Source organism: Paenibacillus sp. DMB20 (genome assembly GCF_000987955.1).
Taxonomy (GTDB): Bacteria; Bacillota; Bacilli; order Paenibacillales; family Paenibacillaceae; genus Paenibacillus_AQ.
This window is the reverse complement of record NZ_LAZU01000015.1, coordinates 89,996-113,005: the sequence shown is the minus strand read 5'-3', so window position 1 is coordinate 113,005 and position 23,010 is coordinate 89,996. Positions and strand designations below refer to the sequence as shown.

Below are 23,010 nucleotides of genomic sequence, written 5' to 3'. Positions count from 1 at the left end.
TAGGACAAGGCCCGAAAGCTAACCTTAGCGGAGCTTTCGGGCCTTGTTTTCGATTAAAGAAGCCTGCGGCCGGCTGCAGCTACGATTTAGGCAGCTGGAAGGAACTCTTCAGAGAGACCACCCGATTAAAAACAGGTTCGCCCGGCTTCGAATATTTGGAGTCGACGTTAAAGTAGCCGTGACGGAAGAATTGAAACTTATCCTGCGGCTTCGCCTCCTTCATGTTCGGCTCTACGAAGCCGTGAACAATCTGCAGCGAATTCGGGTTCACGAAATCAAGGAACGATTTTCCTGCGGCTGCTTCGGTCTCGCCCGCTTCGTTGTCAGCCCCGATGTCGCCGGCAATCTCCTGCTGAACTTCCGTTTCCTCTTCAGGCTCTTCATCGGCAATGAGCGGCTCATACAGACGGAACTCGGCAGGGACAGCCTGCGTCGCTTCCACCCAGTGGATGGTGCCTTTGACCTTGCGGCCGGTAAAGCCCGTTCCGCTTTTCGTCTCCGGATCGTACGTACAATGAAGCTCGATCACCTTGCCGTTCTCATCCTTGATCACTTCGTTGCACTTGATGAAGTAGGCATGCTTCAAGCGGACCTCATTGCCGGGAAACAGGCGGAAATACTTGCTTGGCGGATTCTCCATAAAGTCTTCCTGCTCAATGTAGATCTCGCGGGAGAACGGAATCTGCCGGGAGCCCATTTCCGGATTTTCGGAGTTGTTCTCGGCTTCGAGCCACTCGACCTGTCCTTCCGGATAGTTGGTGATAACCACCTTCAACGGGTCCAACACCGCCATCGTCCGGGGCGCCTTCAGCTTGAGGTCCTCGCGGATGAAATGCTCCATCACTTGACGGTCCACTTGACCGTACGACTTGGAGATCCCTGCCTCGTACACGAAATTACGGATGGCTTCCGGCGTGTATCCGAGCCGGCGAAGACCTGAAATAGTCGGCATGCGGGGATCGTCCCAGCCGTCCACAAATTGTTCATCCACAAGCTGCTTCAGCTTGCGCTTGCTCGTGACCGTATGCGAAACGTTCAGCCGTCCGAATTCGTACTGGCGCGGGGTGGCGGGCATTTCGCATTCGGCGATGACCCAGTCATAGAACGGACGTTGGTCCTCAAACTCCAGCGAGCAGAGGGAATGCGTTACGCCTTCGATCGCGTCCTCAATCGGATGGGCGAATGCATACATCGGATAGATGCACCATTTATCGCCCGTGTTGTGATGATGGGCGTGAGCTATACGGTAAATGATCGGATCGCGCAGATTGATGTTCGGCGAGGACATATCGATTTTCGCCCGGAGGACCTTCTCCCCGTTTCCGAATTCGCCGGCTCGCATGCGCTCGAACAAATCCAGATTCTCCTCGACGCTGCGGTCGCGGTACGGGCTGTTCTGTCCCGGCGAAGTCAACGTTCCGCGGGTGGCGCGAATTTCTTCGGCGGATTGGTCGTCCACATACGCCTTTCCCTTCTTGATCAGAAGAACGGCACGGTTGTACATCTCTTCGAAATAATCCGACGCAAACCGAAGCTCTTCCCAGTCATACCCGAGCCACTTCACATCCTCTTTGATGGAGTTGACATACTCGATGTCTTCCTTGACGGGGTTCGTATCGTCGAAACGAAGATGGGTTTTGCCGCCGAACTCATCAGCCAGCGTGAAGTTGATCCAAATCGCCTTCGCGTGGCCGATATGAAGATAGCCGTTCGGCTCGGGCGGAAAACGGGTAACGATTTCCTTCACTTTACCGGACTTCAGGTCTTCGGTAATGATGTTTTTTATAAAGTTGGAGGGTGTTCCATGATGGTTCTCCACGTTAATCAACCTTTCATCCTGTTTAGTCTCTCTACTCCTGTATAAACGCGTTTCTTTTAAATATACCTGTTCGACCGGGATTGTTCAAGGAATCCGCAGGGATTCCGGCTCCGGATAAGGCATCCTCCCTTTGTTCCATCCCCGCCGGCCCCGAGTCGGAAAACTTCTTTCATAAATCGACAAAAACAGCTTTGACTAGGGCTTTTTTTAGAGATAGTATAAACTTCAGAGGTTTGCCATTTTTATATCGCAAGAAAAAATTCCGCTATATGCGGTCTGTCTTCTGAGAAGTACGTCGATAGACGTTTTTCTTTTAGGTTAGCATGGAAGAAAATAGCGCTAAAGGAGGCCAAACAACCGATGAAACCGGTAAAACTGCCTAAAGAGCAGCGGGATGTACTGATTGAAGAGATCCGGGAATATTTTGAGAACGAGCGCGGAGAAAGTATCGGTCATCTGGCGGCGGACAGCATGCTGGAGTTTTTTATGGCTCGGATCAGCCCGTACATATACAATCAAGCATTGGATGATTGCAGGCAGCTGGTTACCCAGCGCATGGTATCCTTAGAGGAGGACATTTACGCACTTGAGCAAAAGGCAAAGCGGACCCGTTAGCGCGTGCTTTGCTTCCACAACAACTTGGCGAAAAAGGAGCTGTATCATGTTTACATACGTCTTGGATGATCATGTGGAGCTGCGCCCGCTTGCCCCCGAGCATGCGCGCGCGCTCTTTGAGGTGACGGACCGGTCCCGGGACTGGCTCCGCCAGTGGCTTCCGTGGGTTGACTCCGTAACGGAGGTCAGCCACAGTGCCGACTATATCAAGGGAGCCCTGAAGCAGGCTGCCGAGAACGGCGGCTTTTCCGCAGGGATTTGGGTTCGCAATGAACTTGCGGGAACGATTTCCTTCCATGAGATCGACTGGAATAACCGTTCGGTCGGGATCGGCTATTGGCTGGATAAACCTTTCCAGGGCCAAGGCTTGATGACGAGCGCCTGCCGGGTCTTTACGGATCACGCGCTGATGCGGATGGGACTCAACCGGGTTGAAATCCGCTGTGCCACCACAAACCGCCGCAGCCGCGCCATTCCGGAACGGCTGGGTTTTGTCCTGGAGGGAATCATCCGCGAGGCGGAAAAGCTCCCGCAGGGATACGTGAACCATGCGGTATACGGCATGATCCGAAGCGAATGGAAAAGGCTGAGGTAAGCCGTGAGTCATGCTCCTTGACCGCAGACGGCACTATCAATGCAGAAATCGTTTCGGACTCATTCCTTTTCCAGTATTAAACCCCATTTTGACAGGTTGGAGCGGACCCGGTTCCGTTTGGCTGCTGCCTCTTCCAATCGGCTTTGAACGGACTCCAGATCCGCCAACCTGCCCAATCCCCAGCTCCCGAAGGCCAAAGTAAATGTAACCGGCGGGAAATTATACGTGCCGACATATACATTACGCCGTGCTTTTACAACAGCAAACAGCCCGGCGAGCCGGACTGTTTGCTTTACATTTATAAGAAAAACGTATATCGACGTACTTTCTCGGAAGTCAGACCGCATATAGCGGAAGTTTTTCTTGCGAGATCAGGATGGCAAACCTCTGTAGTTTATACTTTCTTATCTCTTAAGAAAAACGTATATCGACGTACTTTCTCGGAAGTCAGACCGCATATAGCGGAAGTTTTTCTTGCGAGATTAGGATGGCAAACCTCTGAAGTTTATACTGTCTTATCTCTTAAAAAATAACTCATTAAAATATCGTCGACATAACGCCCGTCCACAAAAAATTCTTGGACCAGCCTGCCTTCCTCCCGAAATCCGCAGGCCTTGTAAAAAGCAACCGCTCCGGGGTTGCAGGAAAGTACTCGCAGCCTCAGCTTTCGTTTGCCCTCCAGCCGGGCCAAATCCTTGAGCGCCCCGATCAGCCTTAAACCGATCCCTTGCCGCCGGTAGGACGGATGAATCGCTATATTCAGCTCGTACACGTGAAGGTTGCTTTCAAGCCCGGTCGGCGGCCGGAACCCGACATATCCGCACACCTCATCCCCGACGACGGCCACAAGCTGCGCCCCGGGAGGACAGTGCAGAAGATATTGGTCTCTTGAATCCCATTGAAGCGGTTCGGGTGCGGTATTCTTGTCCCACACCAAGTTGTCCAGCTCCATCAGCCGCGCGGCGTCCTTCAATTCGGAGAACCGGATGGTTACGGTATGTTGACCGATGCTCATCGTTATACCCCCCGTTAGTTTTCCCGATTCTCTTTATTATATCAGTCTGCCGTTCTATATGCTCTATACGTTGTGTCGCTACATAGAGCCTATATCTACACCGTGCTGTTTTTTCGCAGCGTCCCGCTCTTGTTCAAACGTGCATGTATTATAAAAGACAAAAACGAAATCACGGCCGTGCCGACGGCCAGCCAGGCCACCGGCGGCAAACCGCCGCTGTCATAAAGGGTACCCATTGCCAAAGGTCCGACAACCCGCCCTGCGGAGCCCATCCCTCCGGCTACCCCGATATAAAAAGGAGCGTCTTTTCCCGCACGGTCCGCAATGAATGCCGAAATCGCCGGGGAGACCAGCATTTCGCCGAGCGTCGCCAGAACCATCGCCAGAATAAACCCGGGGTAATTGTTCATCGCCACAATGACCATGTAAGCTGCCGTATAAAACACGGCACTGATGGTCATCTGAGCCGTGTCCGTGCGCGCGAACCACCGTTTGATCAGCGTTGTAAGCGGCTGGGCGGCAAAGATGAGAATGCCGTTCAGCGTCCATAGATAACTGAAGGCGGCTTTCGACATGCCTTCGGAAATAATGCGTGGCGATACCCCTGTATTCCATACCGATACGCCAAACCACATAAACAGCGATCCTAGGCCCATAAACAGATAGATCCGTATGTTGCAGAGCAGCGCCCAGGTTCCGGGCCCTGCCGGAAGCGGCATTTTGACTTTCGGATGCTTGTGCTCTTCCTCTTGCCCTTCCTCCGGCACGTCAACACGGGATAAGTAGGAGAGGAAGAACACGGCAAAGCCGACGGAGGTTAAACCGTTGGCGACAAAGCTCAGATGGTAGGAAATCTCCGCCAAAAATCCGCTGAGCGCCGTGCCAAGCGCGATCCCGATGTTGTTCGCCACATAAATGACGTTGAACAGCTCGCCCCGCCGGTCAGCGAAGCGGAAGCCGATGAAAGCCTGTATGGCAGGCAGCGATACGGAATTGCAAAACCCGATAAACAGCATCATCGGAAGCAGCAACGGCCAGTAGCCGTTAATAAACGGCAGGGAAAAGAGGCCGAGCGCGTTCAAAAGCAGCGAACCGACGATCAGCTTCTTAACGCCGATCCGGTGGTACAGCGCCCCGCCGAACAGCTGTCCGGCTATGCCGCCCGCAGACTGCAGCAGTATGACAAGTCCCGCGTCCTGCATGCTTCGGCCGAGCTCGTCATACACGTACATCGTGGTCAGCGGCCACATCAGGGAGCCGCCGGCGGAATTGACCAGGCTTGCAACGAGGAAGCCTCTAACTTCCTTCGGATATTGTTGTAGTAATCTCATGAATGTCTCTCCCGCGTCTTTCAAAAATCTCTGATTTTCCGTTCTGGAAGGCATCTAGGAAGTAAAAGCCCCTCCCCTTCTCAATGGAAGCTAACGTCCGGGTAACGGAGTCCACTTCCCTGCCCCGCAATGCCTTTTGCGTATGGGTACCGGTTAGTAGCTTTACCATGCCGCCGTCCCTTACGGAACAATCGATAGTTTACCATACTTCCGCCGCTCAACGGGCATCAATCACTAGCTTATCATACTGCCGTGGCTAACGGACACTGAATCCGTTATTTGCTCCAACAACGGGGCTTTCTCTACCTAACGGACACAGGATCCGTTAATGGGTGAATTTAGGTGAAAAAAGCACCAAAAACATATGTAACGGAACTGAAGTCCGTTAGAGTTTTTTAATGGCGTAATAGACAAGAATAACGGAACTGAAGTCCGTTAGAATTCCGTAAAGCCTTTATTGTAGCAATAGCAAGCCTGGATCGGTCTGCTGTTTACATTGGGCGGTTTGGCTCCTGCCTTAACAGAACTTTCAGCGAATCTTATAAGGCTGGTTTTGCGATTATCCAGCCGGTAGCAGAATGCCTTGCTCCATCTAAAAAAAGCCCGTTCGGGCTTTTAAACTAAAGCTGTATGTAACAAGACTCCCTCTAATAAAAAGAAGCCGTTCTTGCCACGAAATACAGTATTGCTCAATCGGCTGATTCGCGCAAGCACTTTCATTGACGCTTTACCTTGACAACGATTTGGGCGGACGCCGTCCCCGGGGTTACAAACCGAATTCATTTCGGGATAAACTAGAAAAGTGCATTGAACTAGGACACAACATTGAAAGTCCTCTCTTTTGACCCTATCGCCAGAAATTCATGCTATCCTTCATTTGATAGGATTTACGCTCGGTTGTATAGTAGTACGAGGCAGGTCAGTAAGATATCGACCTATGCCATTGATGTGAATACTATAAATGAATAGGAGAACCACGATGGAACAATCCCAACCAAGAGTAGGCGTTGGCGCCGTCATTCTAAATGAAGCAGACGAAATTTTGCTTGTGCTCCGGGGGCGTCAGCCGGAGAAGGACAAATGGAGCATTCCCGGCGGCAAGGTAGACTTGTATGAGACGCTTGAAGACACGGCCGTTCGCGAAATCATGGAGGAGGTCGGGCTTCATATCCAAGTAAAACGGCTGCTCTGCACCGCCGAGACGATCGATCCCGGCCGGAATGAGCATTGGATTTCCGTGATCTTCGAGGCACGGGTCGTCTCGGGCGAAGCCAGCAATCGCGAGGAAGGCGGGGCCATTCAAGAGGTGCGTTGGTTCCCGCTGTCTCGGCTGCCGGAGAATCTCGCTTCCTTCACGCGGCCCGCGATACAAGCTCTACGCTAATGAGGCGCTCCCGGGCATAACATCCTAGTCACGAAATGCGCGGCAATGTCCCAATCTTTTGAAACATCCCATCACTACCGGTCTGACCGTCGCGCGGCAGCGCCGCCGCCAAACTCGGGAGGCCAGGATGGTTAAACCAATCCATAAGAAAATGGAAGACAGACCGCATTTGGGGAAGTTTTTCTTGCGGTATAAGGAAGCCGCGTCTGCGAAGCTTATACTTTCTTATATCTTGAAAAAGAACGGCTGCTACCAGGCAGCAGCCGTTCTCCTCATCCTCCGCTTCGGACCGGCAGAACCCTCTTTCTGGCCGGAATACGAATTTGGACGGTCGTGCCTATTCCCTCCCGGCTATAGATCGTTACCCCGTATTCACTGCCATAATGAAGCTTCACCCGCTGGTCGATATTGCGAATGCCGCAGCCCGTATGGCTGTCATCCCGGGGGTCGAATATTTTATGAATTCTCTCCTTTTTCATGCCCAATCCGTCATCAATGACCCGATATATAATCGAGTCCCCTTCCTTCCTGACGGAAATCCCGATGTGGATTCGGTCTCCGCTCCAGGCATGCTTGAGCACGTTTTCGATGAAAGGCTGAAGGATCAGCTTCACGGTTTCATAAGGCCAAATATCCGCGTCAATATCAAAGGTTACCTCCATCCGCCGACCGTACTTCACCTTTTGGATGTCCAAGTATGCCGAAGCCTGGTCAATCTCCGCAGCGATCGGAATCATGGTCTTCCCTGAATTCAAAGTCAATCGGTAAAACTGCGCCAACTGCATCACCATGCTTTGCAGCTTCTCCATTTCCCCGAATTTCGCCAGCTGGTTGATCGAGGACAGCGTGTTGTACAGAAAATGCGGATTGATCTGCGACTGCAGCATTTCAAGCTCCGCTTCTTTCTTTTGCAGTTGGGTCAAGTACACTTTATTAATTAGCGACTCAATGTCCTCTCCCATTTCGTTCAGCGCGACCGCGATCTGGGAAAACTCCCCTTTTCCCCGGTAAGTGATCCGTTTATGCAGATCCCCTTCGCGAAAGGCGTTAAGCACCGACACGATTTTGGTAATCCGCTTGGAGAAATAGCGAGAAATCAGAAATCCGGTACAGGTAAACAGTACAACGCACAGGATGCAGATCATGATGAAATAGTATCGAACCCGCTGGGCTTCCTGCTCAATAATGTCCAGAGGAACATGGGCGACGATTCTCCAATTTTGCTGCGGCAGTTCCTCCTCAATGGTCAGCTTTCGCTGTCCGGCCATCTCCGTCGACAAGTAATACTTGCTCATCTTATCGGCGTCCCCGTCATACTCCTCCGGAATCTTTCCGGATGTAAACACGATCCTGCCTGCAGGGTCCATGACAGAAAGCATGCTGCCTTCTCCCAATTTGGCGTAATCCACGCTGTCGAACAGCTCATTCAGCCGCACGCTGAACCGCATGACGCCGACTTCCTCTATTTTCAAGGGATTGCTCATATCTACCATCCGCCTGATCAGGGAGATCCGTCCGTCTCTTTGATCCTCTTCCACCTGCTTCCACTGCATCGTCACGTTATATTTCTCTCTCGGCAGCGTGAGGTACCAAGACTTATCGAGAATCCGGCTCATATGGTAAATATCATAGGTCTGCTCGGAAAAATCCTTGTTATCATCGTCGTCCTCCCAGATCCGGTATCTTTCATCGACCGTTTTGTTTCGAAAATAGACGGACAACCTCAGGTTCAACCCGATCGCCTTCGCCGCGCTTTCCAGTTTCGGGATGATCACCTTGTTCATGCGGTTATAGTTGTTAAGCCCCGACTGGTTCCTTCTTACGCTTTGCACCAAGGAATGGTCATCGTACAAGGTGGCGGACGTTTGAATGATATCGTTCACCTTATAAGCCACGTTGTCCCGGATTTGCATCAGCGTCCCCTGGATGTTCGTACGGGTTTGTCTTCGCATGGAAGCGTCATACATGGAGTTCGATATATAAAAATTTACCGATACCAGGATCAGGATAAATACCATAAAGGTCAGCATCAGTTTATATCCGATCGGTATATAACCGCGCTTTGCTTGGTTTTCCCTCGGGTTTGGCTTCCAGCGTTCCACCATTAGCTCTCTCTCTTTCGGTATTCCATGGGCGTCATGCCGAATTTTTCCTTGAACTGCCTGCTGAAATAAGGAAGGTACCGGTACCCGACCCGGTCGGCCACCTCATAGATTTTGATGCCGGGCTGTTTCAAAAGCTCGCAGGCTTTCTCCATGCGGAGCTGGACCAGCAGCTCATTAAAGGTGCTTCCCGACTTTTCCTTGATCAGAAAACCGATGTGGCTCGGCGAAAATGAAAAATGTTGTGCCATATCCTTGATCGTTATATTTTCGCTCATCCGTTCCTTCATGTGGCTGATCACGCTCCGGATGAATTTGCCGTCCTTGCTGTTCGATTTCTCGTACAGCCTCTCGGAGATTTCAAAAATGCGATGAATAAACCAGGAGCGAATATCGCTCACCGTCTCGAATTGCATCAAAATATCCAAATGTTGAATCTCCATGCCCAGCAGCTCGAACAGGTCCTCATTCACGCTGCTAAGGTGCTGGTCGAGCTTCCAGATCATGTAGCTGGACATATTTTGAACCGTAAAACGGGAACGCAAGCCGGAGATGGAACCGAACAATTTATCCGTCTCATCGCAGATCTTGACCAGTTCGTACTCCTCCATCGCCTTCAAAAGCGTATTCATTCGCTCGTCAAGCATGCGGGCATCGACCATCCCCGGCTCGGTACTGACGTCTTCGTACCTGATCACGTTTCCTTTTCCCAGGAACATCTTCCCTTCCACGGCTTCAATAGCCTGCCGGTAGGACATTTGAAGCTGTTCCGCCTCATGAACGGGCTCCCCCAGTCCCGTCGTTATGGATGCCGGCAAATGAGACTGTACCGCATCGCACAGCTTCTTCACCATCGCGCCTGCATGACGTTCCTCCAGCAATAGCGCGACCCGCTGGGTCGACAGCTTGCAGTACGGAATCATGCCGAAACTCCCGATCGCCTCAAACAGCTGCTCCAGAAAAATACGCGACATTTTCCGCTGCGAGATAAAGCCTCCCTGCTTCCACGGCAAATTGTCCAGCTCCATTACCGCAACGCGGATCGGCCAATTCATTTGGCCATAACCAAAGGAATGGTACAGTTTGGATAACGATTCGTTATCCCCATGCTCATCTCGTTCCAGCAGCCGGATGAGGATATCGCTTTTCACGATCGGGATCATTTCCTCGTAAGCCATCTCCACCTCGCGCTGCTTGGACTCTTCATCCAGATCCCGCTTCACCTTAAGCAGCGAAGAAACCAGTTCGCTGTCATTCATCGGTTTCAGGACATAGTTATACGCCTTCAAAGATAACGCCTGCTGGACATAACTGAATTCCTGATAGCCGCTGACAAAGATAATCCTCATATTGGGCTTTCGCTCCAGGGCAACGCGCGCCAGCTCGAGCCCGGACATATACGGCATATTGACGTCGCTGACCAAAATGTCGATCGGCTCTTTCTCTATAATCTCGCAAGCCGACAAGGCATTGTTTACGCTTCCTTTCACTTCCATGCCCAGCTCGGACCAGGGGATGAACCGTTTCATTCCTTCCAGATCGAGTTCTTCATCATCCACCAACAATACGTTATACAAGCGAATCCCCCCAAAAGATCGTAACCAACGAGCCTTCTATTTTTCCGACTGAAATTCGCAGAGTTTGTCTATCATCATACACGAAAGATATCGAACCGGGTATCAGTTTAAAGATATATTGTCTCGAAAACGGAGATATCCCAAAAAACCGCAAAGGGTTATTTGGGATGGCTCCATGGGATTACATTATTTTTGCTTCATTTTTTCAACATTTTCCTGCCACTTAACCGTACGCCATTCCAGCAGCCTTTCATAACCGAGGTCCATCAAATCCTTGTTGCCTTGATCGAGAATTTTGTCGACTTCTTCGTCGCTTCCCGCCATAACCGATTTGGCGTAAATCTCCAGGAACATTTCATCTACGGACGCCTGAATGACGCCTTCTTCAGACTCCGGTTCCGGGTTAAGGTTGGTGAATTCCGTAACGTTATACTGGGTAGGCCAAGTGATCGTTTGCTGATACCGCGTTCTCCAATCCTGCTGCTCGAACGGAAGTTTTGCCATGTATTTGTATTTGGCCGGATCGATGTAACTCGTATTCCCTACAAACATAACCGGCGTATTCTTGGATTGAATATCGGCTACTTCTTTCGGATCATACGTATCCGGGAAATTCGGTTTGCCTTCAGCGTCAAAGCCTTTCCAGTTCTTGCCTTCCGGACCGAAGAATTGAACGTTCATGCCTTCGGGACCTGTATACCAGTCAAGAAAGGCGAAGATCGCTTCCGGGTCTTTGGCGGCCGTAGTAATATAGGCTGCATTCCATCCAAAGCTCGTGTACGTGCCCGGGTAAATTTTATTCTTGTCGAGTCCCGGCTTGTGTATTGGCCAGATCATGAAATATCCGCCGTTCGGATCTTCTTTGATCAATTCTTCTTGGGCTTTGCCGGCAAAGTCTGTCGGACTGGCGCCGGCAAACACGGCTACTCTTCCGGTCATGACTTTTTCCAATACCTGGTCTTCGGTTTGGTTAAAAGCATCTTGAGAAATAAGTTTTTCTCTGTACAGCTTCGCGATGTATTTCTGGGCTTCCCGGAATACCGGATCGGTAAGCAGAGACGTCAGCTTGCCGTCTTTCGGAACCGCACGCAAGCCGCTGTTGAGATGCGTGTAAAGCGCGCCTTCGCCGAATGCCGTATACAGAACGCCCAGTCCCTGCATTTCCTGAGCCCGATGCGGCTCGAACGGAACGATGCTGTCGCCGTATTTCGCTTTTACTTTGACCAGATAGTCGTATAGATCGTCGGTCGTTTCGAGTTTGGGCGATCCCAGCTCTTCATAGATTTTTTTGTTGACGACATAACCTGCATTACCGTAAGGATTGGATGAATACCAGTTAGGGAACCTGTACAGCTTGCCGTCTTCCGCGCGCAGCAAGTTAAGATCGTCGCCCATCCAGGTTTTCAGGTTGGGATACTTATCCAGATAATCATCAAACGGCACCAGCTTTCCCGCCTTGCGAAGCCGTTCCATATCCGGATGATCGCGGTCGGTCCAGATCATGTCGGGCAGCTCATCCGAAGCCATCATCGCGCTAAGCTTTTGAGTGTGAGCTCCTGCCGCGGCGATCATATTGATTTTGACCTGCTTGTTCTCGCTAAGCCATTTACCGACAGGCGTGCTTTCCCATTTCGGAAAGTCCGTATTTGCATAGTGTGCATAAGCCGAAAACTCCAAAGGCTTTTCTCCAAGCACCCATTTGCCGCCGGTATTTTCGGCTGGTTTTTCTTCATTTCCTTCCTTTTTGCCTTCGTTGTTCACGGTTGTTCCAGGATTGGGCGTGCTGCCGTCCCCTGACTTGCTGCATCCGGCTAATGCCGTAACCAGTACCAGAAACAGCGATACCATGATCAACAGCGGCTTTTTCGTCTTTCTCATTCGCTTAACCCCTCTCATTCCTGAATATATATGTTCAAAGCTGTTCGCCTTAAACCGTTCCCCACCCTACTCTTTCAGCGAGCCTACCAGCACGCCCTTGACAAAATATTTTTGCAAGAAAGGATAGACGAGAATAATCGGCATAGTTACCACGATCATCATCGCCATCGTAAGCGATTTCGACGTGATTTGCTTTGTCTTCTGTATGATCGCAAGCGATGCGCTATCCAGCGCGGAACTCTGCCCGGTTACAATGTTGGCGTTCAAGGTTTGCCGCAATATCGTCTGGATCGGCAGCAAATTCTCGTTGGTGATGTAAATGCTCGGCAAAAACCAGTCGTTCCAGTGCCCGACGGCAGTCAACAGAGCCAGCGTTGCGATGACCGGTCCGGACAGAGGAAGAATAATCCGGAAAAATACGCCCCATGTACTGCAGCCGTCAATATTGGCGGATTCCTCCAACCCGGCCGGAAGACTCTTGAAGAAGGTACGGAAAATGATCATGTTCCACACGCTGATCAAAGAGGGAATAATGAACACCGCAAAAGTATCCATCATGCCCAGTGAACGGATCAGGAGATAGGTTGGAATCAATCCCCCGCTAAAGTACATCGTAAAAACGAAGAACACCATGTAGTAGCTGCGTCCGATCAGGTATGTCCGGGTCATTCCGAACGCCAGGAGGGCAGTCATAAATATGGAGCTAACCGTCCCGACGATGACGCGGGCTACGGAGATCAGAAATCCGTTGATGAGACGGTCGTCTTTCAATATGATCTCATAATTTTCCAATGTGAACTCCCTCGGCCAGAAAGTAATCCCGCCTTTTGCGGTATCCACGCCCACGTTGAACGATACGGCGATCGCATTCCAGAACGGATACAGCGCCGAGAAGGCGAGTAGGCTGAGCAAGATATAGATCACGACAAGCATGACCCTGTCGCTAAAGCTGATTCTTTTTAACATGTCGCACCTCCTGCGGACGATGACTGGCTCTTACCATAAGCTGTTACCGGATCTGCGGGCGAGATAATTCGCAATCGTAAGCAATCCGATGCTGATAATTGCCTTGAATAAGCCGATGGCAACCGCATAGGAATAGCGATGCGTCCCAAGGCCCACACGATAAACGTAAGTGTCAATGACGTCGGATACCGGCCGAAGCACCGGATTGGTCGCCAAAAGAAGGATGTCTTCGAAGCCCGCATTGAGCAGGTTGCCAATGGCAAGAATCATGAAGATAACGACAACCGGCATAATGGATGGCAGCGTGATCAGATAGATCTGCTTAAACTTGCTGGCCCCGTCAATGTCCGCAGCTTCATACAAGTGCGGATCGATGCTGGCGATCGCCGCCAAATACACGATCGAAGCGAATCCGATTTCTTTCCACACATTGACCGAAATGAGGATGGACCAAAATATTCTTTCAAAGAGAGGAAGTTGATCGGTTCGTCTATCGCTCCCACCTGCTGCAGAACCATGTTTACGCTTCCATTTTCCGTGGAGAGCATCGCCATGGTCAGACCTGCCACGATAACCCACGAAAGAAAATGAGGCAGGTAGGTAATCGTTTGAATGATCCTTTTGAAAAACATGTGCCGGACTTCATTCAGCATGAGCGCTAGGATGATCGGTGCCGGAAAACCGATGACAAACTTCAGCAAACTGATAATAATCGTGTTGCGGATCAACCGCTCAAACTCCGGCGCGTTAAAAAAGGCTTCAAAGTGCTTAAAACCTACCCAGGGATTTTCCCAGATGTTTGAGCCGGTGAACAGGTTGTAGTCCATAAATCCGGTCAGCACCCCGTACATCGGCAGGTAGGAAAATATAAAAACGAGAATAATTCCGGGAATGACCATCAGTTGGACATCCCATTGCTTCAAAAAACGCAGGAAGAGGCTTTTGCTGTGCGTTTGTGACTGTGGCTGTACCGGCGATTTGCCGGGATTGGTTCTGGCTTGGGACATGTTCTCCCTCCCGTGTTATGTTGATCATCCTCGTTCGGCTGTCTCTTGCAGACGCTTCCATCTTTGCAAACAGCCGCCGGGCCCCGGACTTAAGATCATTCTACATTTGGAAAATAGTTCAAACTATATAACAAAAAACTGATTTTTTATACTTCTACAGGACGTTTAGCGGTTCACGCATCCTGAAAAAATAAAAACTGCCCCGAGGTTTTATCAACCCGCAGGACAGTCCGTAGCCGCAAATAGCACATATTTGAAGAAAACCGTCAGGAATTCATCGAATGCTTCGTTCCCCTGACGGTTTTAAATTATTGCAAAGCTATATGTGCCATGTTCCGGGAGATGGATTGGGTGCTCGATCTCCGGTTCCGACCGAACCCAATCTATTTCCGTTTAACCTCAACCACCGTAGAAAAGAAGGTGGCACCTTGGCCAAGGTCGCCAGCCTGTCCGAGGTTAGGGCGTTGGCCCGCTGCTTGCGGCCCTCGCTTTCCCACCAGAGACCTTGGCTGACAACCGTGCCGGGCAGCATTTTGGCCGTCACCTTGGCACGCACCTCGTACGTTCCGCGGTCGTTGCATACGGTCACTTCATCGCCGTCGTGAATGCCGCGCTCCTCCGCATCCTCCGGATGGATTTGCAAAAACGGCTCTTTTTCAAGCTTTTGATGCTTCGGCACGTTAGCGAACGTTGAATTCAAAAAATTATGGTTTGGCGGCGAGATGAACATCAGCGGATACTTCCGCCCCCGCCCGCGGCGGATTCCGTCATAGCCTTCCTTCAGCGGCACATAGGTCGGGAGCGACGGCAGCCCGGCTTTTTCCAAGGCGGCGGAATACAGCTCGATCCGTCCCGACGGCGTCGGGAGATTGTCCAGATAGGAAGCATAAGGCGTCATATCCAGCTTCACGTAACGAAACTCCTTCAGACCGCTCAGGGTAACCCCGTTCAGGTAGGGATTGGCGGGATGATCCAGCGCACGCGCGATCATGTCCTCCTCGGTTTCGGAGAATGCCGCATCGTTAAAGCCCATGGCCCGTCCCAACAGGGAAAACAGCTCCACATTGCTTTTGCCCTCGCCGACTTTCGGGATGACCGGCTCCTGCAGTTGAATGTACTGATGCCAATAAGAGCTGTACACATCGGTGTTTTCAAAAGATGACGTCGCCGGCAGCACGATGTCCGCATATTTGGCGGTATCCGTCATAAACAGGTCATGCACGACCGTAAACAGGTCTTCCCTGGCAAATCCGCTCTGCACCCGTTCGGTATCAGGCGCTACGACCAGCGGATTGCTGCAGTAGACGAACAGCGCCTTGATCGGCTTGTCCGTCATCGCGAGCGCCTCGCCGATCCGGTTCATATTAATTGTCCGCGCCTCGGGGTTCGGCCGCAGATCCGGCCGTTCCAGGGCTTCGTCGTTCATGCTGTTATAGCCGCCGTTCGATTTCGACGCCCCGCCGCCGCGCTTCAGCCAATGGTCGGTGAGGGCCGGCAGGCAGGCGATGCTTCTCACGGCCAAACCGCCGTTATCATGATGCTGCAGCCCGTTTCCGATATGGATATAGGCCGCTTCCGCCCCGCCGTACATGGCGGCCAGCCTTTCAATATCCTCCGCCGGAATGCCTGTAACGGAAGAAACATATTCCGGCGTATATTCCTTCACATGGGTCCGCAGTTCCTCGTGGCCCAGGGTGTACCGCCGCATGAACTCTTCATTGACGAGACCGTCCCGGAACAGAATATGCATGATCCCCACGGCAAGGGCCGCATCCGTTCCGGGGTGAAGGGGGATAAACCAGTCCGCCCACTGCCCGGTCTGATTCCGGTGCACATCGATGACCACGACCCGAGCCCCGTTCTTTCGCGCCTTCTCCGTCAACACCACCTGGTGCATGTTCGTGCTGACAATGTTTCCGCCCCAGACAATAATGACATCCGCGTGAACCGTTTCCTCCGGGATCGTGCCGCCGTTAAAGCCCATGACCGACTTCCAGCCGGCAGTGCCTGCGGAATTGCAGATGCTCTGCTTCAGCTTGCTCGAACCCAGGGCGTTGAAGAAGCGGCGATCCATGCCGTCTACGCTGAGTACACCCATGTTACCGTAAAAACTGTAAGGCAAAATACTCTCGGGTCCATATTCCTCGGACAGCGCCTTAAAGCGCTCCGTAATTTCTTGAATGGCCTCATCCCAGCTGATCCGCTCAAAGGCCCCTTCGCCCTTCGGACCTGTCCGCCGCAGGGGATGCAAAAGCCGCTCCGGATGGTATACCCGTTCCGCCATGTTCCGTACCTTATTGCAAATCGCGCCCTGCGTAACGGGATGATCGGGATTGCCCGCAACTTTAACGATTTTTCCATCCTTCTTATGCAGCAACAGCCCGCAGGTATCCGGGCAGTCGAGCGGACAGACCGCAGGAAACACGCCGTTTAACTCCTCTATCATTTTCGCCTTCTCCCCTTTGATGATGGTCATATCCGTTCCCTTTATCTTAAAGCGAAGAACGTTTCGCGTAAAGGCGGCGGAACTCATCACCCCCGAGGACCACGTGCTTAAAGGCCGGATTACCGGACGCGGGCGTTGGAACGTGGGGCGATTTTGATTTTCTCAAAAAATATTGTTTAAAGGTGTTTCACTTCACCGGAGGCCGGGTAAATTCGTAACAAGAGCAGCGAAGAGGAACCCAGACCCTTCCTCTTTGATGCCGTATCATGGACCACTCCCAAAAAAATTCGCCATGCCGCGTTTCTTCCCCCGAGACCCGGCATGGCGAATTTATTATAGATATGGAATACTGTATCGCAAGAAAAAACTTCCGCTAAATGCGGTCTTGCTTCTTTGAAAATGTACGTCGATAGGCGTTTTTTTATGATGATGGCGCGAAGCCGCTGTAGTCAAGCTGCTTAACGCCGTATTTTCATGCGATTCTAAGCGTGCTTTTGAGTCATGGAGGCTGCCGCTTCCGCTTGGTAAGCTTGGGCCTTGGCCGGTGGCTGTGAAGCTGCGCCTTTTGCGCCCGCCGGTTTGGCGTCCTTTAAATAAACCGTCCAGTAGGCCAACGCCACAAACACGGCTCCGCCTGTCATATTGCCGAGCCATACCGGAACAAAGTTTTTCAAATACTCGCCCCAGCTGTAATAGCCCTCAAAAATGGCCGCCGGAATCAGAAACATGTTGGCCACCACGTGCTGAAATCCAATGGCGACAAACGCCATCGTCGGGAACCAGATGCCCAGGATTTTGCCGCTCATCTGCTCGGACCCGTAAGAAAGCCACACCGCAAGCGCTACGAGCCAGTTGCAGCCGATCCCCGAAATAAAGGCTTGGAAAAACCCGTCATCCAGCTTGTGTCCCGCCATATCCACCAGCTTGTCGAGATAAACGCCGCTGCCGGTCAAACCGACGACGTGGCCGAAAAAGTAAGCGACAAACAAGGCGCCCATAAAATTGCTGACCGTGATCAGCGCCAGGTTTTTGAACAGCTCGCCCCAGGAGATGCGCTTGGCCGCCTTGGCCAGGGAAACGGCCATCATGTTGCCTGTAAGAAGCTCTCCCCCCGCCAGAAGCACCAGTATGAGCCCGACCGGGAACAGCGCGGCCCCGATAAATCCGGGCAGCCCGCCCCATTCCTTCGGCATGCCGGCAATAACCCGGATATCGAGCAGAAAACCGAGCGCGATAAACGCCCCTGCCAAAAAGCCGAGAATCAGTACCGCGGGCAGGCGGTTATGCGCCTTTTTCACCCCGTTTTCTACCGTAATTTCCGCGATTTGATGCGGTTTATAGTATGCCATCTCTCCATCCCCTTTTACTGTTTTCTCTATTTCCCAGCGGCGGCGTTATTTTCTGAAAATAGTCTATTTTTATTTCATAATATCAAAAGGTCAAGCGTCGAAAGTTCCCTTCATTCCGATAGCACGAAAAGAGCTTCCGCTCATGCGGTCTGTCGACGTTGAAAGTACGTCGATAAAGACGTTTTTTTTTATTCTAACGCATCCTCGTTTTTTGCAACGTAAACTATGTCACGTTTGAATCTCTTCTTGCCTCATTTCGGTATCGCAGGGTATGATCTTGCTGCTGTAGGCGCATCCGGATTTGAATCCAACGAAAAAGGGACTCCTCCCAAAGCCGGATCATCCGGCCTGAACGAGGCAGTCCCTTTTATTATCAGTGTCCCTCACCTGCGAAAGTTTTCAAATTTCCCTCACCGCAGGCGAAGCAGTAGAAGCCGGCTCGGCCGAGAAAGGAAGCCTGAGGCTGATAAGCGATGCCATCAGGAAAAGGATCCCGGCGGTGAAGTACACCGCGAATATCGAAGTGGAGGCCATAAACACGCCCGTGCTTCCGGACCCGATCAGAAGCATCGCGGTAAATGCCGGAGTCATCAGGCCGTTCAGTCTGCCTACGAATTTCTCGTCGACCTGCCGGATCATGACCGCCGTCAAGGCCGTCTGGGCCAGTGCCAGAAGGAACCCCGTAAGGAACCGCAGGGTCCCTGTCAGCAGCGGCCAAACGGAAAGGACCTCGACAAAGGTAGACACCCCCAGAAATGCCAACCCGCTGAACAATAGCACCGAGCCTTTCAGCCGTCCGGCAATAACGGCCGCCGTAACGCCCCCGACCAGCATGCCGAAGCCCTCCAACGCCGTGAACCACTGCACGCCGGTCATGTCCAGGTGAAGGCGGTTCGTTACGACAAATATATCCAGCGGCTGAATCAGTCCCGATCCGAGCGCAAGGATCACATAAATAATCAGCATGAATTTCAACATCCGGCTGGCTCCAACATAAGACATTCCCTCGCGCAGCTCCTTCACGAAAGAGCTCTTTTCTTCGGCGGAGCCGTCCACTGAACTATCGATGGAAGACGGAATGCAAGCCACGAGAAGGGCCGAGCCTCCAAAAACGGCCAACAGGCTGAGAAGCGAAGCTTCCAGGCCAAACGACTGGAAAATCGCGGTGCCCGCAATCGGGCCTGCAATCACAAAGAGCGACATCATCGTTTGCGACAAAGCCGTGGCGGCTGGAACATGTTCGTCAGGCAAGCACCGTTTGATGATTTTCATGGAGGACGGCTGCGAAAACTGGGAGACGATCGCCGATACCAGCGTTACGACAAAGACGGCCTGCCAATAACCTGCAGCGACGACAAAAAAGATAAGCAGTACGGACAGAAAACTTAGGATATCCCCCCACAGCATCGTCCGTTTGGGGCGCCACCGGTCGGCCAAAACGCCGCCTACGATGGAAAACAGAAAAATCGGAGCATATTCAATGACGGTGATCAAGGAGACCGCGACCGGGTCTCCTCCGCTTTTTTCCATAATAAAAAACAACAATGCCATGTTGCGAATCCAAATCCCGACATTTTGGAGCAAATCCGACAGCATCAGGAGGACGAACGAACGATTTGAGAACAGATGTTTCATAGGGTACCTCATTCTTTCTTCATTTTTTCAAACCGACCAGTCGGTTTAGTATGTGTCGACGGAAGGGCAGCCTTACTCCAAAAAATAAGGCCTTCCGACCGATCAAGCTTTCACTCATATCCCCGGTCTTTCCCATTCAGGTCTACTTGCTTTTATTGGCATCTAGTATGCCATATAGAAAATAACCGACGCTCCTCCGGTATAACACGCGAAGCTCGTCGCTGGAGCGTTCATAATACGAGGTGGACAGACCGTCCAGCATCGAGGAAAAAATGACGGCGATCTCATCCAGATCCTCTTCCGGCAGAAGCCCTTCTTTTGCAGCCTCGGCAAAAATGTCCCGGTAAAGCATCCGCGGCCCTTGCATTATCTGCAAAATCTGGTTCAGCAGGTCTTGGTTCTCCGGCTGGCTGATATAGAACTCTTCCCCTACCTTAACGAGCGGATTCTGAAAATCATCCACCATATGATCGGCTATGCCGTATACCTTCTCTTCAAAACTCGAAAAGACGCTGGATTTCTCCATCCAGGCGTTGATCCACTCCCGGTTTTGCCGGGCGAGCAGCTGAATAAACAGCTCCTCTTTGCTCTTGAAATGGTAGTATATGCTTCCCTTGCTGACTCCGATATACCGAACCAACTCATCCATTGAGGTAGCGGCATATCCCCGCTGGATAAACAGCTCTTTCGCTTTGTCGAGGATCAGATCGCGTTTTTTCTGCGCTTTATCCGTAGTCATGATCATCCTCCATGGGTTTATCCCGAAACTGATAACGTAACCGGGACTTCTTTTAAAAAAACCGACCGTACGGTTTAATTTTAATCGATGATTATCATCTTGTAAAGCGGGGTCGCGTCCTCTTTGTCCACCCTGATTTTCCGGTCAATGCCGTACAGGCTTATCCTTTCCCGGACTTTGCGAATTACACGGGTTACAGCAAAAAGGATGCCGCTTCCGGCATCCCTCCGCTGTGAAATCCATTCATGACCCGTTCAGTTCAAAGCCCAATAAGCCCGGCCTTCCTTAAGCGGATCTCCATAGGAAAGCTTTAAGCCTTTGACGTCCTTGCCCACCTCGTAAGCAATTTCCCCCTGCAGCTTCTGACCCGGCGCCAATGTGCCGTCGAGGCTCTGCTTAATGTCGGATGTAATGGCCTCCATGTAGCTCTTGTCGCTTTCATCCGTCAAATCGAAAGAGTTCGCGGACGATACCACCTGTTCGGCATCGCTTCGGTTCTCCACCGTAATATCGAGTACCTTCAGGGTATTCCCGGCTTTAGGCTTCAAATAATCGTCTCCGTTCGAATCCCGGATTCCGTTCACTTTTACGATCATGCCGTGATAATTCAAGGCCTCGCCGATCGCCGCCGGCTCATCGGATGCCTTTTTGACGTCTTCCGGAACTTCCTGTTTGTCCTCGGCACCGGCATTCCCTTCCTCTTGGTCTTGAGGCTTCGTGCCCGTTTCCTGGCTGTTGCCGCCGGATTCCGAAACAACGGGCGGGGCTTCGGCATCATCCTTTCCTTTATCGTTGGAGCAGGCCGATGTAAGCAGCAGCCCGCAAATGACGGCTGTATAAAGCAACCATTTACGCTTTTCCATGGTCTCTTATTCCTCCTATTCCGTTTACGCTCTCTGCCGACACTATTTAATTCGCCATAAACTTCCAGATTCCTGCCAATTTCAAAACAAAAAGCCCCCCTTTGCAGGGGGACTGTCGTCATCGTATGAACTTAACGTGATCCGGATTAAACATAAACCGGCTCGGTCTTAATCTCCGGCAGCGCCTCCAACCCGGCGGTGTTCAGGAAATTCCAAGGCTTGTTATAATGCGGCTGGAAGAAGAAATCGATGAAAGCCAGCTGATCGATGGTCATCCGGTTTTGTATGCATACCGACAGGGTGTTCATCGACTGGGTCAGATCGGCCTCCGATATGATTTGGGCGCCAACGATCACGCGGCTTTCCTTATCGAATACGACTTTCAGGGTAACGGATTCCGAGGTAGGCATAAACTCCGGACGGTAATGATCCGTGATCGTTACGGTATCCACGTTCAATTTCTCATCCTGCGCCGCCCCTTCCGTCAAGCCGGTCGAAGCAATGTTAAGGCCGTATATTTTGAGGCCCGACGTTCCCTGCGTTCCCATATACTCCGTCGTTTTCCGCACCAGATTGCGGGCCACGAGGGTACCCATGCGGACCGCGTTGGTAGCCAGCGGAATGTAAACGGCTTTACCGGTCGGGTTGTAACGAACCGCACAGCTGTCTCCGGCAGCGAAGACGTCCTTTTTGCTGGTCTCCATGTATTTATCCACGATAATGGCTCCGTTCGGCAGCATGTCGACCTGATCCTTCAGCAGTTCCGTATTCGGGCGGAAGCCGATGCATAGGATGACCAGATCGGTTTCGACGGCGCCTTTATCCGTGATTACCCGGCTGACTTTGCCGTCCATGCCTTCAAACGATTTCACCGTCTGACCGAGTGCCAGCTCAATCCCTTTGTCCCGGAAAGATTCTTCGATCTTGGCGCTGAACTCCGAATCCAGGTATTTGTTTAGAATCCGGTCGGCGCTGTCGATCAGCGTAACCTGCTTGCCATTGGTCTGGAACGCTTCCACCAGCTCCACGCCGATGTAGCCTGCCCCCACGACCGTAATGTGTTTGGCCTGCCGCGCTTTTTCAATAATCGTATTGGAGTGGCGGTAATTCTTGGACAGCAATATATTCTCGAGATCGATTCCGTCCAGCTTCGGAACAATCGGCCATGAGCCTGTCGTGACAATCAGTTTGTCGAATGTGTCGTCAAAAATCTCTCCGGTCACGATATTGCGCGCCTTCAGCGTCTTCCCTTCCGCATCCACCGAAACGACTTCATGTCTCATTTTCGTGGTAACGCCGAGCTCGGCGAGTTTCTCAGGCGAAGAGTAAAACAGCCCATGAGGGTCCTTCACCACGCCTCCGACATACAAAGCGATACCACAGGATAAAAAGGAGATGTTATCATTGCGCTCGTAGACCGTGATCTCCGCTTCGGGATAAAGCTTGGCGGTATTCACGATGGCTGCCGTTCCGGCATGGGTACATCCAATCACTGCTACTTTCATTAGGGTTCCTCCTCCAATGGATCTTTATGTGATGTGTTTAAGATGATCTGAACGGGAACGATTCATGCTAGTTCAATCGATTTGTGAATTTATTCACTTCTTGTATGGATCCTATTATAGTGTGATTTATTTCACATTACAATAGTTCCATATCACTTCTCACATATTGTTCACATTTTCACAA

15 protein-coding genes and 2 pseudogenes are annotated in these 23,010 nt (G+C 51.6%); 3 read left to right on the top strand and 14 right to left on the bottom strand.

What is annotated here, in order from left to right:
• Positions 1 to 79 precede the first annotated feature (79 nt).
• Entirely contained in the window at positions 80 to 1,828 is a 1,749-nt protein-coding gene (locus tag XI25_RS05410) for a glutamine--tRNA ligase/YqeY domain fusion protein (RefSeq protein WP_046677696.1), read from the bottom strand.
• 351 nt (positions 1,829 to 2,179) lie between these two features.
• On the opposite strand from XI25_RS05410, the gene XI25_RS05405 reads away from it, so the two are divergent.
• Both XI25_RS05405 and XI25_RS05400 read left to right on the top strand, forming a co-directional pair.
• The gene (locus XI25_RS05405; protein ID WP_046677695.1) at positions 2,180 to 2,434 is read left to right on the top strand and encodes a DUF2164 domain-containing protein; all 255 of its coding nucleotides are present in this window, start codon (positions 2,180 to 2,182) and stop codon (positions 2,432 to 2,434) included.
• Between the two features lie 46 nt (positions 2,435 to 2,480).
• Positions 2,481 to 3,029, top strand: coding sequence for a GNAT family N-acetyltransferase (locus tag XI25_RS05400; RefSeq protein WP_046677694.1), 549 nt, complete (start codon positions 2,481 to 2,483; stop codon positions 3,027 to 3,029).
• A 505-nt stretch (positions 3,030 to 3,534) separates the two neighbouring features.
• Here XI25_RS05400 and XI25_RS05390 read toward each other — a convergent pair.
• Positions 3,535 to 4,044 carry a GNAT family N-acetyltransferase gene (locus tag XI25_RS05390; protein WP_046677692.1) on the bottom strand — a complete coding sequence of 170 codons (510 nt, stop codon included), beginning with the start codon at positions 4,042 to 4,044 and terminating at the stop codon, positions 3,535 to 3,537.
• Positions 4,045 to 4,139: 95 nt separating this feature from the next.
• On the bottom strand, positions 4,140 to 5,375 hold the full coding sequence (locus tag XI25_RS05385; RefSeq protein WP_046677720.1) for an MFS transporter: 1,236 nt from the start codon (positions 5,373 to 5,375) through the stop codon (positions 4,140 to 4,142).
• A 979-nt stretch (positions 5,376 to 6,354) separates the two neighbouring features.
• On the opposite strand from XI25_RS05385, the gene XI25_RS05380 reads away from it, so the two are divergent.
• Positions 6,355 to 6,759 carry an NUDIX domain-containing protein gene (locus tag XI25_RS05380; protein WP_046677691.1) on the top strand — a complete coding sequence of 135 codons (405 nt, stop codon included), beginning with the start codon at positions 6,355 to 6,357 and terminating at the stop codon, positions 6,757 to 6,759.
• A gap of 272 nt (positions 6,760 to 7,031) precedes the next feature.
• On the opposite strand, the gene XI25_RS05375 is transcribed toward XI25_RS05380, so the two are convergent.
• The 11 genes and pseudogenes from XI25_RS05375 to XI25_RS05325 form a co-directional block, all read right to left on the bottom strand.
• Positions 7,032 to 8,864, bottom strand: coding sequence for a sensor histidine kinase (locus XI25_RS05375; RefSeq protein WP_046677690.1), 1,833 nt, complete (start codon positions 8,862 to 8,864; stop codon positions 7,032 to 7,034).
• On the bottom strand, positions 8,864 to 10,438 hold the full coding sequence (locus XI25_RS05370; protein ID WP_046677689.1) for a response regulator: 1,575 nt from the start codon (positions 10,436 to 10,438) through the stop codon (positions 8,864 to 8,866). The genes XI25_RS05375 and XI25_RS05370 overlap by 1 nt, the downstream gene beginning before the upstream one ends.
• 186 nt (positions 10,439 to 10,624) lie before the next feature.
• Complete coding sequence (locus tag XI25_RS05365; RefSeq protein WP_046677688.1) at positions 10,625 to 12,316, bottom strand: extracellular solute-binding protein; 1,692 nt, start codon at positions 12,314 to 12,316, stop codon at positions 10,625 to 10,627.
• Between the two features lie 66 nt (positions 12,317 to 12,382).
• Positions 12,383 to 13,282, bottom strand: a complete 900-nt coding sequence (locus XI25_RS05360; protein WP_046677687.1) for a carbohydrate ABC transporter permease — start codon at positions 13,280 to 13,282, stop codon at positions 12,383 to 12,385.
• Between the two features lie 30 nt (positions 13,283 to 13,312).
• Positions 13,313 to 14,289: pseudogene (locus XI25_RS05355) on the bottom strand (ABC transporter permease).
• Positions 14,290 to 14,672: 383 nt separating this feature from the next.
• Positions 14,673 to 16,735, bottom strand: a pseudogene (locus XI25_RS05350) (molybdopterin-containing oxidoreductase family protein).
• 482 nt (positions 16,736 to 17,217) lie between these two features.
• Positions 17,218 to 18,084, bottom strand: coding sequence for a formate/nitrite transporter family protein (locus XI25_RS05345; protein ID WP_046677686.1), 867 nt, complete (start codon positions 18,082 to 18,084; stop codon positions 17,218 to 17,220).
• Positions 18,085 to 18,483: 399 nt separating this feature from the next.
• Entirely contained in the window at positions 18,484 to 19,719 is a 1,236-nt protein-coding gene (locus tag XI25_RS05340) for an MFS transporter (protein WP_046677685.1), read from the bottom strand.
• A gap of 142 nt (positions 19,720 to 19,861) precedes the next feature.
• A complete protein-coding gene (locus tag XI25_RS05335) occupies positions 19,862 to 20,458 on the bottom strand; it encodes a TetR/AcrR family transcriptional regulator (RefSeq protein WP_046677684.1) in 597 nt (198 codons plus the stop codon).
• A gap of 254 nt (positions 20,459 to 20,712) precedes the next feature.
• On the bottom strand, positions 20,713 to 21,321 hold the full coding sequence (locus tag XI25_RS05330; protein WP_046677683.1) for a DUF4352 domain-containing protein: 609 nt from the start codon (positions 21,319 to 21,321) through the stop codon (positions 20,713 to 20,715).
• Between the two features lie 146 nt (positions 21,322 to 21,467).
• Complete coding sequence (locus tag XI25_RS05325; protein WP_046677682.1) at positions 21,468 to 22,826, bottom strand: FAD-dependent oxidoreductase; 1,359 nt, start codon at positions 22,824 to 22,826, stop codon at positions 21,468 to 21,470.
• Between the last annotated feature and the right edge of the window lie 184 nt (positions 22,827 to 23,010).